The 13,864-nt window shown below is 61.0% G+C and carries 12 protein-coding genes; 7 read left to right on the top strand and 5 right to left on the bottom strand.

The features are described 5' to 3' along the window. The first annotated feature begins 99 nt into the window (after positions 1 to 99). The 3 genes from N5D61_RS17070 (at position 100) to N5D61_RS17060 (ending at position 3,556) form a co-directional block, all read left to right on the top strand. Positions 100 to 1,449 carry a chloride channel protein gene (locus tag N5D61_RS17070; protein ID WP_279893625.1) on the top strand — a complete coding sequence of 450 codons (1,350 nt, stop codon included), beginning with the start codon at positions 100 to 102 and terminating at the stop codon, positions 1,447 to 1,449. A 224-nt stretch (positions 1,450 to 1,673) separates the two neighbouring features. Continuing rightward, positions 1,674 to 2,561, top strand: coding sequence for a neutral zinc metallopeptidase (locus N5D61_RS17065; RefSeq protein WP_279893624.1), 888 nt, complete (start codon positions 1,674 to 1,676; stop codon positions 2,559 to 2,561). A gap of 5 nt (positions 2,562 to 2,566) precedes the next feature. After that, positions 2,567 to 3,556 carry an alpha/beta hydrolase gene (locus N5D61_RS17060; RefSeq protein ID WP_279893623.1) on the top strand — a complete coding sequence of 330 codons (990 nt, stop codon included), beginning with the start codon at positions 2,567 to 2,569 and terminating at the stop codon, positions 3,554 to 3,556. A gap of 81 nt (positions 3,557 to 3,637) precedes the next feature. Here N5D61_RS17060 and N5D61_RS17055 read toward each other — a convergent pair whose 3' ends face one another. The 3 genes from N5D61_RS17055 to N5D61_RS17045 form a co-directional block, all read right to left on the bottom strand. Beyond that, positions 3,638 to 4,228 (bottom strand): HAD family hydrolase, encoded by a 591-nt coding sequence (locus N5D61_RS17055; protein WP_279893622.1) that lies wholly within the window; start codon positions 4,226 to 4,228, stop codon positions 3,638 to 3,640. Beyond that, entirely contained in the window at positions 4,225 to 5,094 is an 870-nt protein-coding gene (tesB, locus tag N5D61_RS17050) for an acyl-CoA thioesterase II (RefSeq protein WP_108240646.1), read from the bottom strand. Before tesB ends, N5D61_RS17055 begins: the two co-directional genes overlap by 4 nt. Positions 5,095 to 5,208: 114 nt before the next feature. Next, complete coding sequence (locus N5D61_RS17045) at positions 5,209 to 5,772, bottom strand: GNAT family N-acetyltransferase (protein WP_279893621.1); 564 nt, start codon at positions 5,770 to 5,772, stop codon at positions 5,209 to 5,211. 125 nt (positions 5,773 to 5,897) lie between these two features. On the opposite strand from N5D61_RS17045, the gene N5D61_RS17040 reads away from it, so the two are divergent. After that, on the top strand, positions 5,898 to 6,815 hold the full coding sequence (locus N5D61_RS17040; protein ID WP_279893620.1) for a histone deacetylase: 918 nt from the start codon (positions 5,898 to 5,900) through the stop codon (positions 6,813 to 6,815). 218 nt (positions 6,816 to 7,033) lie between these two features. After that, entirely contained in the window at positions 7,034 to 8,275 is a 1,242-nt protein-coding gene (locus tag N5D61_RS17035) for a TIGR03862 family flavoprotein (protein WP_279893619.1), read from the top strand. A gap of 23 nt (positions 8,276 to 8,298) precedes the next feature. Here N5D61_RS17035 and N5D61_RS17030 read toward each other — a convergent pair whose 3' ends face one another. Then, positions 8,299 to 9,480: an acyltransferase gene (locus N5D61_RS17030; protein WP_108240642.1), complete on the bottom strand. Its 1,182-nt coding sequence runs from the start codon at positions 9,478 to 9,480 to the stop codon at positions 8,299 to 8,301. Positions 9,481 to 9,862: 382 nt separating this feature from the next. Here N5D61_RS17030 and N5D61_RS17025 point away from each other — a divergent pair, with 382 nt between their 5' ends. Both N5D61_RS17025 and N5D61_RS17020 read left to right on the top strand, forming a co-directional pair. Then, positions 9,863 to 10,117, top strand: a complete 255-nt coding sequence (locus N5D61_RS17025; RefSeq protein ID WP_279893618.1) for a hypothetical protein — start codon at positions 9,863 to 9,865, stop codon at positions 10,115 to 10,117. Positions 10,118 to 10,379: 262 nt separating this feature from the next. Further along, a complete protein-coding gene (locus N5D61_RS17020) occupies positions 10,380 to 12,302 on the top strand; it encodes a methyl-accepting chemotaxis protein (RefSeq protein WP_279893617.1) in 1,923 nt (640 codons plus the stop codon). A 149-nt stretch (positions 12,303 to 12,451) separates the two neighbouring features. On the opposite strand, the gene N5D61_RS17015 is transcribed toward N5D61_RS17020, so the two are convergent. Then, on the bottom strand, positions 12,452 to 13,768 hold the full coding sequence (locus N5D61_RS17015) for a PAS domain-containing methyl-accepting chemotaxis protein (protein ID WP_279893616.1): 1,317 nt from the start codon (positions 13,766 to 13,768) through the stop codon (positions 12,452 to 12,454). Positions 13,769 to 13,864: the final 96 nt, after the last annotated feature.

Raw genomic sequence — 13,864 nt, 5'->3', positions numbered from 1 at the left:
CCGAAGTGGATAGAAGGGGCCTACCCGCCCCTCGATGTTTCGAGATGTGACAAATGTGCCCATAATCGGACCCTCCGATCCGATACCAGCGTTGTCCCGATGTCAGAACCGATCGCACCGTCCAGCGCACCCGAGCAGCCCTCCCCAAGCGAATTGCCCAAGCGCCGATTCAAACGCCCGCGCTGGCGGCAATGGCGACAGCGCCTGGCGTTCTGGGTGGGTGCACTGCTGGCAGGGCTGGTGGCGCTGGCCTTTGCCTGGCTGGCCGATCAAGCCTTCATCCTGTTCCAACGCCTGCTTGGCATGGCCAGTTGGCTACCGCTGCTGATCACCCCGCTGGGTTTCGGTGTGCTCGCCTGGATCACTCATCGCTGGTTCGGCAACGCCCGAGGCAGCGGCATTCCGCAGGTAATCGCCGCCTTGGAATCACCTTCGCGGCGCTTCCGTGCCCAGGTGCTTGCCGTGCCGGTCGCGGCGGTGCGCATGCTCTTCACCCTCGGCGCGCTAGTGGTGGGTGGCTCTGTCGGACGCGAGGGTCCCACGGTGCACGTCGGCGCAGCGGTTATCTACGCATTTGGTCGACAGCTGGGCCTGCATGGGCGAAACACGACGGCAGGGTTGATCCTCGCCGGTGGCGCCGCCGGCATCGCTGCTGCATTCAACACTCCCCTGGCGGGGATCGTGTTCGCCATTGAAGAACTCAGCCGCACCTTCGAACAGCGCTTCAGTGGTCTGGTGCTGACCGCCGTGCTCATCGGCGGCGCCGTCACGCTGGGCCTGATGGGGCACTACGCCTACTTCGGGGATATCGGCGGCAGCCTGCCCACCGGGTGGGGCTGGAGCGAAATACCGGCCTGCGCGCTGCTAGGCGGCGTCCTCGGCGGCCTCTACGTCAAGTTGGTGTTGCCCATACAGTCCGGCTGGCTGGGGCGCATGGGCCAATGGCGAGCACGGTTCCCGGCACGCTTTGCTGCGGTCTGCGGCCTGCTGCTGGCGGTGTTGGGGCTGATATCGGGAAATCACGTCTATGGCACGGGATACGAAGAAACTCGCGCCTTGCTCGAAGGGCACCCGGTGACTGACAGCACCTTTTTGCTGTGGAAGTTTCTGGCGAACGTGGTCTCCTATCTGGCCGGCATCCCAGGCGGTTTGTTCTCCCCGTCCCTGAGCGTGGGCGCTGCGTTCGCGCCGCTCCTCGCTCTTCTGCCGGATGTGAACCCACAGACCTGCGCGCTGCTCGGGATGGGCGGCTACCTCGCGGGCGTGACACGCTCCCCCTTGACCGCCTCGGTCATTGTCCTGGAGTTGTCTCACAGCCCCGACCTGGTCATCCCCATGCTCGCCGTCAGCGTCCTGGCCTCGGCCGTATCCGGTTGGATAGCCCCGGTCTCGCTCTACCATGCACTGGCCCGGCAAGTGTTGGATAAGGTTGCTCCTGCGAAGGCGTGAGCGCGCACTGACGGACCGACGTTGAGCGCGTTAGCCGGAAGGTTCGATGTGTTCGAGGTGACCGACGCGTCGGGCACCTCATGACTTCAGGTTGCGCCACGGCATCTAAACAACGCTCTGCAACCGAACTATCCCCACCCACCACCCTCTTAAATCCCGATGGCCGGACGCCCCGTTTCTCGCGCCGTCTACACTTTCCACACGATTTAAAAGAGGGTTCGGCCATGCTCTGGAAAAAAGGACGTCGCAGTGACAACGTCGTCGACGCGCGCGACGACACGGGGGGAGGGGGCGGGCTGCGCATTGGCGGCAAGGGGCTGGGGCTTGGCGGGATCGTGATCATCGTCGCCATCGGCCTGCTCACCGGCCAGGACCCGATGCAGATCCTCGGGCAGATCGCGGGCCAGATGGGCACGCAACAGACCAGCGCGGTCGATCCGCAAACCCGTCAGGCGCCGCCGGCCAACGACGAACAGGCTGATTTCGTGCGGGCGATACTGGGTGACACCGAGGACACCTGGCGTCAGGTCTTCCAGCAAGGCGGCCGTCAGTACAAGGATCCGACGCTGATCCTCTTCCGAGGCCAGGTGCAATCGGCTTGTGGCTTTGCTTCATCGGCCAGCGGGCCTTTCTATTGCCCGGCGGATCAGCGGGTCTACCTGGACATGGATTTCTTCCGCGAAATGGCCCAGCGCTTCAAGGCCGCCGGTGATTTCGCCCAGGCGTATGTGATCGCACATGAAGTTGGCCATCATGTGCAGACCTTGCTTGGGGTTTCAGCTAAAGTTGACGCCGCCCGTCAGCGCGGCGCCCGCATGGAAGGTGATAACGGTTTGCTGGTGCGCCAGGAACTACAGGCGGACTGCCTGGCCGGTGTTTGGGCCTACAACGCTCAAAAGCGTTTGAACTGGCTTGAGCCCGGTGATATTGAAGAGGCTTTGAATGCGGCCAACGCCATTGGCGACGACCGTTTGCAACAACAAAGCCAAGGGCGGGTAGTGCCCGACTCGTTCACCCATGGGACGTCTGCCCAGCGCGTCCGCTGGTTCAAGACAGGTTTCGCCCAGGGACAAATCAACCAATGCGACACGTTCGCCGCCAAGAGCCTCTGAATCCTATGATGAAACCGCTTTCGATCCTGTTGTTGGGCACCCTGATGAGCGTCACTGCTCATGCTGCGGATCAGGCGGTCAAATCCATCAGCCCCGACCGGCTGCTGATAAACGGAACCTCCCAGGCGACGCTGGGCCTGAGCCAGAACTGGGTCCATCCCAGCCCCAACATCCAGCGGGTGGTGATCGTGTTTCACGGTCGCCTGCGTAACGCCCAGACTTACCTGCGCAGTGTCGAGCGTGCCGCCAACCAATCGCGGCAGCGCTCGAAAACCTTGCTGATTGCACCGCAATTTCTGGACGAGAAAGACATCACCGCCCATCGCCTGCCCGACAGCATCCTGCGCTGGCACGGCAACGACTGGATGGCAGGCGAAAAATCGCTGGGAGCCAAACCGGTCAGCTCATTCGTGGTCATCGACCACATCCTCAAGCGCCTGAGCGACAGCAAGCTGTTTCCGAACCTGAAAGAAATCGTGATTGCCGGCCACTCCGGCGGTGCCCAAGTGGTGCAGCGTTACGCTGTGATCGGCGGCAAGGAAGACGCGCTGTTGAAGAAGGAAGGGATCAAATTGCGTTACGTGATCGCCAACCCGTCTTCATATGCCTATTTCGATGCCACCCGCCCCCTGCCGGTCAATGCGGCCACCTGCCCGGCGTTCGATACCTGGAAATACGGCATGAACAAACTGCCGCCGTATGCGGGTAAGGACACTCCAGCCGAGCTGGAAGCGGCGTACGCGAAGCGTGATGTCACTTACCTGCTGGGCGATCAGGACACCGATCCCAACCACCCCGCGTTGGACAAGGATTGCGGCGCGGAAGCCCAGGGGCCGTTTCGTCTGGCACGCGGGCACAATTACTTCGACTACCTCACCCGGCGTCATCCGGAAGGCATTAACCAGCGGTTGATCGAAGTCAAAGGGGTGGGTCACAACGGCAGCGCAATGTTCACCTCGCCAGAGGGGCAGGCGGCGTTGTTCAAAGGGAACTGACCGGCGTCGCTCGCGACACCCCGCCCTGTGGAATGAGCCTGCTCACACCCACGGGGCGAGGTGTGCGGCGCGATCAAAACGTTAACGCAGCCATTCACGCACTGCGCCGCAATCCTGCGCGTGCCAGTCCGTCAGCTCCGGCCAAGGGTTATCCGGCAGGTTGACCAGGACCGTGTGCGTTCCCGCCGCTTTGCCACAGCGCAGGTCGAACTGATAGTCCCCCACCATGACCATCTGCGAAGGCGCGACGTCCCAAGCCCGCGCCAGCTTCAACAGCCCATCCGGATCAGGCTTGGGTGCAGCTTCATCGCGCCCGAGCACATCATCCACGTGAAAACAGTCCGCGATGCCGATGGCCTCCAGGGTCACATGCGCCAATTCGCGGGCATTGCGGGTCAGTACGCCCAGGCGGCAGCCCCGCTGCGCCAGTTCACGCACCAGCTCGACAGCGCCTGGCGCAGGTTTGGAGGCGATGGCCAGTTCACGTTCGTGTTCGAGCAACCAGGCGTGCTTGGCTGCGGCCTCCTCAGAGGGCAGTGCGGCAAGGTGGCTGAGAATGTCGTCTTCCTGCGGGATGCCCAGCGCCCGCTTGATTGCCGGGAAATCATGCACGGCAATCGTCAGGGTGCCGTCCATGTCGAACACCCAATGGCGCAGTTGCGCGAGGCTCATGACCAATCCTTGCGATGGCGAATGAGGCCTTCCTGACTGACCGACGCGACGAGGTTGCCCGCACGGTTGTAAACACTGCCTCGGGAAAAGCCACGAGAATTGCCGGCCCAGGGGCTGTCCATGGCGTAGAGTAGCCAATCATCCGCGCGCAGCTCGCCATGGAACCACAACGAGTGATCGAGGCTGGCGATCTGCATGTCCTTCTGCCAGACAGTCTTGCCGTGAGGCAACAGCGACGTGGTCAGCAGGTTGAAATCCGACGCGTAGGCGAGCATGTATTTATGCAGCGCGGGAATATCCGGCAACGTGCCATCGGCGCGGAACCACACGTACTTCACCGGATCGGTCGGCTTCGGGTTATAGGGGTCCGATTGGGTGACCGGCCGGAATTCGATCGGTTTCGGGCACAGTAATTTGTCTTTCAGGTGCTCGGGAATCAGGTGCTCGCGCTGGCGCATCAACTCCAGTTCGGAAGCCAGGTTCTCCGGCCCGACCACTTGCGGCATCTGGCTCTGGTGCTCGAAGCCTTGCTCGTCGTATTGAAACGAGGCGCTGCAGGTGAAGATGGGGTTGCCCTTTTGAATGGCTGTCACACGGCGCGTGCTGAAACTGCCGCCATCGCGCACGCGGTCGACCTGGTACACCACCGGCAGATGCGCATCGCCGGGGCGTAGAAAGTAACCATGCAACGAATGGACATGGCGCTCGTCTTCAACGGTCTGGCTCGCCGCCGACAGCGACTGACCCAGCACCTGCCCGCCAAATAGCTGACGAAAGCCCAGATCCTGGCTACGTCCACGGAAGAGGTTTTCTTCGATGGGCTCCAGGCTCAACAGCGACACCAGATCATCCAGCACATGGCTCATTGGGGGTTCCTCGCACACAGTCATCACAAGCAGATCCAGCCACGGGCACCGTTGCGCGCCGGATGTGGCAATCGCGCGAGATGATACAGATGTTTACCGCGCGATTCGCGCCTCTTACAAGGTCGCGAGCCATTGCTGACGATTGATGCGATACAGCACATGCGCACGCAGCGGGTGGCCTTCGGGAAGGTTGGGGTGGTCGAAATCGTCGTCGGGGCGGTTCTGCATGCCGATGGCCTGCATCACCTTTTGCGAAGGCAGGTTGCTGACAGAGGTGAATGAAACGATCTCGTCCAGCTCGACGTGTTCGAACCCACAGCCCAGCACGGTCCAGGCCGCTTCACTGGCATAACCCAACCCCCAGTGTTCACGTGCCAGCCGCCAGCCGATTTCAACCGCAGGGGTGAACGGCGCGTCGAACCCGACCACATTCAGCCCGGTGAAACCGATGAATTCACCTGTGTCCCTGCGCTCGAGCGCCCAGAGCCCGAAGCCGTACTCCGCAAAATGACCGCGAATGCGGCCAATCATCTTTGCGCTTTCGAGGCGCGTCAACGGCTGCGGGAAATAACGCATGACCTGAGGATCGGCGCACAGGTGCGCGAAGGCTGGCAAATCGTCATCGCGCCATTGACGCATCAACAAGCGCGGGCTGTTGAGCTCCAGTATCGGCTCCATCGAACATCTCCCCTGATTCACTGCTCAAATCCCTCACCGATGAATCAGCAACCGGCTTGCCATGTGGCTGTGCGCTGACGGCCATAACTGGCAAGATCCCCTTTCGCATTCGACACGTAGCCGCCATGCCTCTGCCGCTTATCTACCACGAAGATTACAGCCCGGCGTTTCCGCCCGACCACCGTTTCCCGATGGACAAGTTCCGTCTGCTTCACGACCACCTTATCGACAGCGGCTTGACCACGGATGCTCAACTATTCCGCCCACAGGTCTGCCCTGACGATATTCTCGCGTTGGCTCATGATCCGTCCTACATCCGTCGGTACATGGATGGCGATCTTTCCCGCGAGGATCAGCGTCGTTTGGGGCTGCCTTGGAGTGAAGACCTGGCTCGCCGTACCGTACGCGCCGTCGGCGGTTCGTTGCTCACGGCCGAGAAGGCGCTGCAGCATGGGCTGGCCTGCCACTTGGCGGGCGGAACCCACCATGCGCATTACGATTACCCCGCCGGTTTTTGCATCTTCAACGACTTGGCCATCATCAGCCACTACTTGCTGCAGAGCGGCCGCGTGGACCGCGTCTTGATCTTTGACTGCGATGTGCATCAGGGCGACGGCACCGCGCGAATTCTCGAACACACCGACGACGCCATCACCGTTTCCCTGCATTGCGAGAAAAACTTCCCCGCGCGCAAGGCCCGTAGCGACTGGGACATTCCCCTGCCGATGGGCATGGGAGACAGCGATTACCTGAAAGTAGTCGACGACACGCTCAATTACCTCTTGCCGCTTTACCGTCCCGACCTGGTGCTCTATGACGCCGGGGTGGATGTGCACAAGGATGATGCGCTGGGGTACCTGAAGCTCACGGATGATGGTGTTGCGCAACGGGATGAAGCGGTCATGCGTCACTGCCTCGGGCGGGACATTCCGGTGATGGGCGTGATTGGCGGCGGCTACAGCAAGGACCGAGAGGCCCTGGCCCGGCGGCACGGGATTTTGCACCACAGCGCCAATAAGGTCTGGATGTCGGAAGGGTTGTAAGCTCGCCTTGGACAGACGGAGGCCTGACGAGTCAAAGACTTACCCACATCGGCTGTGGAGCGGCCTGTGGATAAGCTGAGCGCAAGCATAGAGGCTCCTGTAAACACGGGCGCGACAGCCCGCTGTACGTTTTTTGCTCAATAGTTTTCCACAGGGCGCTCGTTCACCCCAGCGCTCGGGTAGAATGCGCGGCCCACTTCTCGATTCGCACCTCGCTTATGACATCAGCCACCCTCACTTCCCTCCCATCCGTGGCCATTATCGGGGGAGGCCCCGCAGGGTTGATGGCCGCTGAGGTGGTCAGCCGGGCAGGTTATCCTGTCGACCTCTACGACGGCATGCCCTCCGTTGGGCGCAAGTTTCTGCTGGCGGGCGTCGGCGGCATGAACATCACTCACTCGGAGGCCTACCCCGCGTTTGTTTCCCGCTACGCCGAACGCGCCGCGACGATCGCCCCCTTGCTGCGCGGTTTTGATGCCCCTGCGCTGCGCGACTGGATTCACGGGCTCGGCATTCAGACCTTCGTCGGCAGTTCGGGTCGCGTGTTCCCCACCGACATGAAAGCCGCGCCACTGCTGCGTGCTTGGCTCAAACGCCTACGGGAGCACGGAGTGGCGATTCACACTCGCCATCGCTGGCTGGGCTGGAATGCCGACGGCAGTCTGCGCATCGCCAGCCCCGAGGGCGAATTGGCCGTTGCTCCAGCCGCCACCCTGCTTGCATTGGGCGGTGCCAGTTGGCCACGTCTGGGGTCAGACGGCGCGTGGCTTCGGCTGCTGGAGGAGCGCGGCGTCAGCATCGCCCCCCTTCAGGCATCCAATTGTGGCTTCGAGGTGGCCGCTTGGAGCGAGGTGCTGCAGAGCAAATTCGCCGGCGCGCCATTGAAGAACGTCGCCATCGGCTTGCAGGGGCAATCGTTGCGCTTGGGCGAATGTGTGATCACGCAGTCCGGAATCGAGGGCAGCCTGATCTACGCCCTTTCGGCGCAGATTCGCCAACAGATCGTTGATCAGGGTGCGGCGACGGTGGAAATCGATCTGCTGCCCGGCAGACGACGGGTGGATGTGGAGAAGGCACTCGCCAGACCCCGCGGCTCTCGCTCGATGGCCAAGCACCTGCACAGTCAGGTCGGCATCGATGGGGTCAAGGCCGCCCTGCTGCGGGAACTGGCCTCTGCAGAAACCTTCAACGACACCCGCCAGTTGGCGCAGGCCATCAAGGGGCTGCCGCTGACGCTGGTTCGGCCTCGCCCGCTGGAAGAAGCGATCAGCACAGCAGGGGGTGTTCCTTTCGAGGCGCTGGACGATAACCTCATGTTCAAGTCGCTGCCCGGCGTTTTCTGCGCAGGTGAGATGCTCGACTGGGAAGCGCCCACGGGTGGCTACTTGCTGACCGCCTGTTTCGCCAGTGGGCGTGCCGCCGGGTTGGGGCTGGTGGCGCACCTGCGCGGCAGTTCCTGACTCGAGCACCGCCGCGCCCACGCTCACGCCACTCGATCGACCTGCGGCTTCAGCGGCTGCACCGCCTCCGGCTTGTCGGCAGCGGGCCTGGCCTTGCCCGCCCCGCCCAACACCCGTTTGCCCAGTTCGTAGCCTTTCATCTCGATGTATTTATGGGCAAACGCGGCGAGGATCACGCAGGCGCCTGCCACGGCGATGACGAAGAGGTTGTTCGCCCACACCGATCCCGTGTCCATGAACCGCTGACCACCGATCATCGGCGCCAGAGCGAGCCCTGTGACCTTCTGCGCGACGATGAAAATCGTCGACAGTGAGAAGAGCAGCGCGGCATGGGTCATGTAGATCGAGTAAGACAACTTGCCCAGCAAAACGAACGGGCCAGTCTTGAGCAGCGTCGACACCAGGCCACCCTCGAAGGCGAACAAAAGCACCAGCGCACAGAACGTCAGGCTGCCGACCGGCGAGCGAAAGTTGAAGTCGTTCATCACGATCCACCAGGTGGCATACATCATGGCGCATTCGAGCACCGTGACCAGCCACGGCTTGAACGTCCACTTATCGCGGATCATCAGGTAGACCAGATAGGTGATATTACCGGCGAAGAAGCAGGACAGGCCGAGCATGGCCCGCTCCACCAGTGGCTCGTTTTCCGAAAAGATCAGCATGAAGGCGACCAGCGAAATGGCAGCGAACATCAGAAAGCGGTTCTTCATCGACAACAGGCACAGCGCGCCGAACAGCAGGTAAATGTAAAACTCGATGCTGATGGTCCAGGAAGGGTAATTGAACGACATGGTTTCGGTGAGCGAAGTCCATGCCTGCACGAGAAACAGGTTGGGCAGGATCTCGCGCGGGGCAAACAGGCCGGTAAACGGCACGTTGTTTAGATCAAAGCCCTTCTTGTAGGCCGTCCAACGGACCGTTTCAAACAGAATGAATACCGCCAGCATCGTCAGGTGCAGCGGGTACAGGCGAAAGACCCGGGAGATGAAAAACGCTTTGAATGAGAGGTTGGGCTTCATGCCGTAGGTATGCGCCAGAACGAAGCCACTGAGCACGAAGAAGAAGTTGAGCAGAACTTCGTCGCGACGAAAGAATGGCAGCGTGATGAAACTGTCAACGACATGCAAATGGAAAAACACAACCAACAAGGCGCAAATGCCTCTGAAACTGTCGAGGGTGGTAAAGCGCTGAACAGGCTTCATAACGCAACTTCCGTACTGGTTGATGAAATCGCCACCCTGCCGAAGCTGGCGCCAGTACACGGTATTGGGTTCCCCTGTGCCTCAACAGTTGAAATATTTCATCCCGCCGGTTCCCGGGTGCGCAAAAGTTGACGCCATCGATCGTGATCAATGACTTTACAGTCACCGAAAAATGTATCGCCCACGCAACGTCGGGAAATTGGCTTCGTGAACGCCGCATCCAGACGTGCTTCTCAGGTAACCCAGCCCCACGAACGCGCTTCGCTCAACTATCAATGGCAACGATGATCGCTACCACTCGTATTGACTTCTTAATCATTCGGCGCGGCGTAACATCACCTCCATACCGAGTCACCCACTACCGACTTCTGGAGCTACCGACATGAACACTCAAAAACTGATCCTGGGCCTGGCCTTCTCTGTACTGGCAACCGGCGCGTTTGCACTGCCCACTGTCCACGGCACCAGCGCCGTAGCGGAAAACGGTTCATCCCATACCCACATCGAGCGCGTGGCCGCCGATGGCGCGGACCGTGTAGGTGCCAATCGCGTGGCTGAAAACGGTTCCGATCGCACCGCTCTGGGCCGCATTGCAGCCGATGGCGCGGATCGCGTAGGTGCCAACCGCCTGAGCTGATCTTTCCGCCCCCAGCCCCTCCCAGCCCGGCCTTTGCCGGGCTTGATTTTTCCCCAATCAATCCGCGTCACCCCATGCACTTCTTCGCCCTGGCGTCTGATCCTCAGCCATGCTTTCAAGAAGCCCCGAGAGGCGTCCTGACATTTCTTTCAGTTTTTCCGAGACTGGCCGATGCATTCGTAAGACTCACTGTTTCGCTGGCCCTGATAACAATAACTCTCCAGCTGACGACTTCGAAAAAACGGACATTCTGGAGATTGACATGAAAAGCTGGTTCGCAAACATCAGCGTCAACACGAAACTGGCCCTTGGGTTCGGCATCGTTCTCGTTTTCACTGCCTTGCTGGCTCTCATCGGCTGGAACAGCCTGGGCAACATGACCTACCGCAGCGAGCGGGTGGCTGACATCACCAAGCTGGGTCAAAAACTCACCGACCTTCGCGTGACCCGCCTGCAATACATGCTCAGCAGTGGCGACGAAACCGCCGCGCAAAGCGTCCAGACGGCGTTGGATAACTACAAAGCCCAGCAGCAATTCCTGCTCACCACCTTCAGCAACCCGCTGAACGTGCCGGTGATCAAGGCGCTGAGCGATCAGATCAGCGCCTATCAAAATTCACTCAACAAAATGCGTGACGGCTATAGGCTCAGCGCCAAGGTCCGTGCCGACATGGGTGTGGACGCGGTGAAGGCGGCCGATCTGATCGCCGCAATCACCGATGACGTGATGAAGCTCGACCCGAGCGACGAACGACGATTCGCGCAGTACCAGACCATCATCAAGGCCAAGGAAGACGTTATGCTGGTGCGCTACGAAGTGCGCGGCTACACCGGTAATGTCACGGCCAAGACCGAGGAAGCGGCTCAGCGTCAACTGGCAGCGGCCATCAGCGGGCTGGATCATCTGAAGGCGACCTTCAGTGGCACCCAGGCCGATCGTCTCAAGCAACTGGAAGCGTCGCTGATCGGCTACCGCAACTCGGTACAAGGCTTCAAGGACGCTACGGACAGCATCAATGCCGCCCGCGCCGAGATGACGGAAGAGCAGACGAACATCGTCAAGCTCAGCCAGCAATTGGTCGATATTCAGAACTCGCTGGGCGAGTCGGATACGCGCCAGGCACGTATGCTCCAGATTGGCGGCACCCTGCTGGCGCTGATCTTCGGCGCGCTGGCGGCGGTACTCATTACTCGCCAGATCACCCGCCCCCTGCAAGAAACCCTGGCGGTGGTCGACCGAATTGCATCTGGGGACCTGACGCAGAACCTGGTTGTGACGCGCAAGGACGAGTTGGGTGTGTTGCAGCAAGGCATTCAGCGAATGGGCGCGACCCTGCGCGACCTGATCGGCGGCATTCGTGACAGCGTGACGCAGATCGCCAGCGCTGCTGAAGAACTGTCAGCGGTCACCGAACAGACCAGCGCTGGCGTGAACAGCCAGAAAGTCGAGACCGACCAGGTGGCCACCGCCATGCACGAAATGTCGGCCACCGTGCACGAGGTTGCGCGCAATGCCGAACAGGCCTCTGTCGCCGCATCGGCCGCCGACACGGAAGCGCGCGCGGGTGACAAGGTGGTTGGCGAGGCGATCGCGCAGATCGAGAAACTGGCCACTGAAGTGATTCGCTCGACAGACGCCATGAGCGTGCTGGAAAACGAAAGCGACAAGATCGGCAAAGTCATGGACGTGATCAAGGCCGTGGCCGAGCAGACCAACCTGCTGGCTTTGAATGCCGCCATCGAGGCGGCCCGAGCGGGCGAAGCCGGACGTGGATTTGCCGTGGTGGCAGACGAAGTGCGCGGTCTGGCGCAACGCACCCAACAATCGACGGAAGAAATCGAAGGCCTGGTTGCGGCGCTGCAGAACGGCACACGTCAGGTGTCGGACATGATGCTCAGCAGCCGTAACCTGACCGACAGCAGCGTGGCGCTGACCCGCAAGGCGGGCACCTCGCTGGAAAGCATTACCCGGACGGTGTCGAACATCCAGGCGATGAACCAGCAGATCGCAGCCGCAGCCGAGCAGCAGAGCTCGGTGGCTGAAGAAATCAGCCGCAGCATTGTCAACGTCCGCGACGTGTCCGAACAGACCGCCGCCGCCAGCGAGGAAACCGCCGCGTCCAGCGTCGAGCTGGCCCGCCTGGGCAACCAGCTGCAGATGCTGGTCAGCCACTTCAAGGTCTGATACGCAAAAGCCGCGTTCCGGGAGCTACCCGGACGCGGCTTTTTTGCAACTTCACCTTCTTGCAGCAGCCCGGTCAGTCACCCTTCACGGATTAGAACCGAAGAAGAGGGTGGACTGGATGCCCACTCCCCCTTCACATCGCACAGGCCTCAGCCCGAAAGCTGATTGGCAAATTGCCCCACCGCGCTCACCACTTTGCGCGCGCCGTCCTGGATCTCCACGATCACCGAGCCCGCCTCACTGGCCAGTTCCAGTCCCTGCTGGGCCTGTTGCTTGCCATTGATGATCACGTTGACGGCCTGTTCGGCCAGTTGCTGGTTCTGTTGAACCACGCCCACGATTTCTTCAGTGGCTTTGCTGGTGCGCGAGGCCAACTGCCGGACTTCATCGGCAACCACCGCAAAGCCGCGCCCTTGCTCGCCGGCGCGCGCTGCTTCGATGGCCGCGTTGAGTGCCAGCAGGTTGGTCTGATCGGCAATGCTGCTGATGCTTTGAATGATCGAACCGATCAACTGCGACTGTTTGTCCAACGCTGCAATACGTTCGGCGGCCTGCTCCATGTGCCCGGCCAGCTCACGCAGCGCGTCGACGGTCTGACTGACCACGGCGGCCCCTTTCTGCGCGCTGCCGTCGGTTTGCTGAGAGGTACTGAAGGCGATGCTCGCCGCATCCGCGACTGCCATCTCGCGGTTGACCTGATCGGTGATGACGGTGGCGAATTTCACCACCTTGTACAACCGGTCGTGAGCATCGGTGATCGGATTGTAGGACGCTTCGAGCCAGACCTCACGGCCACGGCTGTCGACGCGTTTGAAACGTCCGGTCACGAACTCGCCACGGCGTAACGTGTCCCAGAACGCTTCATACGCCGGCGAATTGGACTCCACCGCGTCGCAGAACATGCGGTGGTGCTGACCTTGAATCTGCGCCAGCGAGTAGCCCATGGAGCCGAGAAAACGCTCGTTGGCCGTCAGCACTTCGCCGTCGAGATTGAACTCGATCACCGCGGTAGAACGCTGCAAGGCTTCGATCAGATTTTCATGTTCGCGGGAGTTTTCGATGGTGCGTGTGAGGTCACTGGAGTGGACGGTGAAATGCTTCACCACCCCGGCACTGTCACGCACGGGCTGAACGATCGAGCGCAACCAGGCTTCCTGGCCGTTGCCTCGCATCAATCGCAGCGCGCCGCTGAGGTGCTCTCCCCGGCTGATTGCCGTTCTTACCCGATCGTGGAAATCCAGGTTCTTCACATGCGCAGGAACCAGTTCCTCGATGGAGCGCCCGACGAGGTCGGCGTTTCGATAATGCATTTCGTTTTCGAAATTACCGTTGACCGACTCGATACGACCTTGCGCGTCCAGGCGCATGCACAGCATCTCGCTGTCCAGACTGCTCCTCACCTGCTCTACGGACGAAAGTTCTTCGCGCAGGGCAGCCAACTCTTGTTTTAGACGTTTATTGAACATGAACGACGAGCTTCCGAAGAGGTGACGGGAATCGCCCTTAGCATCGGCCCCGCAGTGGCTTTCTTGAGGTGCGCCCCAGGCCAGCCGTCGTATTTC

This window comes from Pseudomonas sp. GD03842 (genome assembly GCF_029841165.1).
In the GTDB taxonomy this organism is placed as follows: domain Bacteria; phylum Pseudomonadota; class Gammaproteobacteria; order Pseudomonadales; family Pseudomonadaceae; genus Aquipseudomonas.
Note: the sequence above shows the minus strand (reverse complement) of the source record. Positions and strands in the feature narration are given on the sequence as shown.

Coding starts and splice junctions, on each gene's coding strand:
- N5D61_RS17070 (WP_279893625.1), top strand. CDS start 100: ATGTCAGAACCGATCGCACCGTCCAGCGCACCCGAGCAGCCCTCCCCA.
- N5D61_RS17065 (WP_279893624.1), top strand. CDS start 1,674: ATGCTCTGGAAAAAAGGACGTCGCAGTGACAACGTCGTCGACGCGCGC.
- N5D61_RS17060 (WP_279893623.1), top strand. CDS start 2,567: ATGATGAAACCGCTTTCGATCCTGTTGTTGGGCACCCTGATGAGCGTC.
- N5D61_RS17055 (WP_279893622.1), bottom strand. CDS start 4,228: ATGAGCCTCGCGCAACTGCGCCATTGGGTGTTCGACATGGACGGCACC.
- tesB (WP_108240646.1), bottom strand. CDS start 5,094: ATGAGCCATGTGCTGGATGATCTGGTGTCGCTGTTGAGCCTGGAGCCC.
- N5D61_RS17045 (WP_279893621.1), bottom strand. CDS start 5,772: ATGGAGCCGATACTGGAGCTCAACAGCCCGCGCTTGTTGATGCGTCAA.
- N5D61_RS17040 (WP_279893620.1), top strand. CDS start 5,898: ATGCCTCTGCCGCTTATCTACCACGAAGATTACAGCCCGGCGTTTCCG.
- N5D61_RS17035 (WP_279893619.1), top strand. CDS start 7,034: ATGACATCAGCCACCCTCACTTCCCTCCCATCCGTGGCCATTATCGGG.
- N5D61_RS17030 (WP_108240642.1), bottom strand. CDS start 9,480: ATGAAGCCTGTTCAGCGCTTTACCACCCTCGACAGTTTCAGAGGCATT.
- N5D61_RS17025 (WP_279893618.1), top strand. CDS start 9,863: ATGAACACTCAAAAACTGATCCTGGGCCTGGCCTTCTCTGTACTGGCA.
- N5D61_RS17020 (WP_279893617.1), top strand. CDS start 10,380: ATGAAAAGCTGGTTCGCAAACATCAGCGTCAACACGAAACTGGCCCTT.
- N5D61_RS17015 (WP_279893616.1), bottom strand. CDS start 13,768: ATGTTCAATAAACGTCTAAAACAAGAGTTGGCTGCCCTGCGCGAAGAA.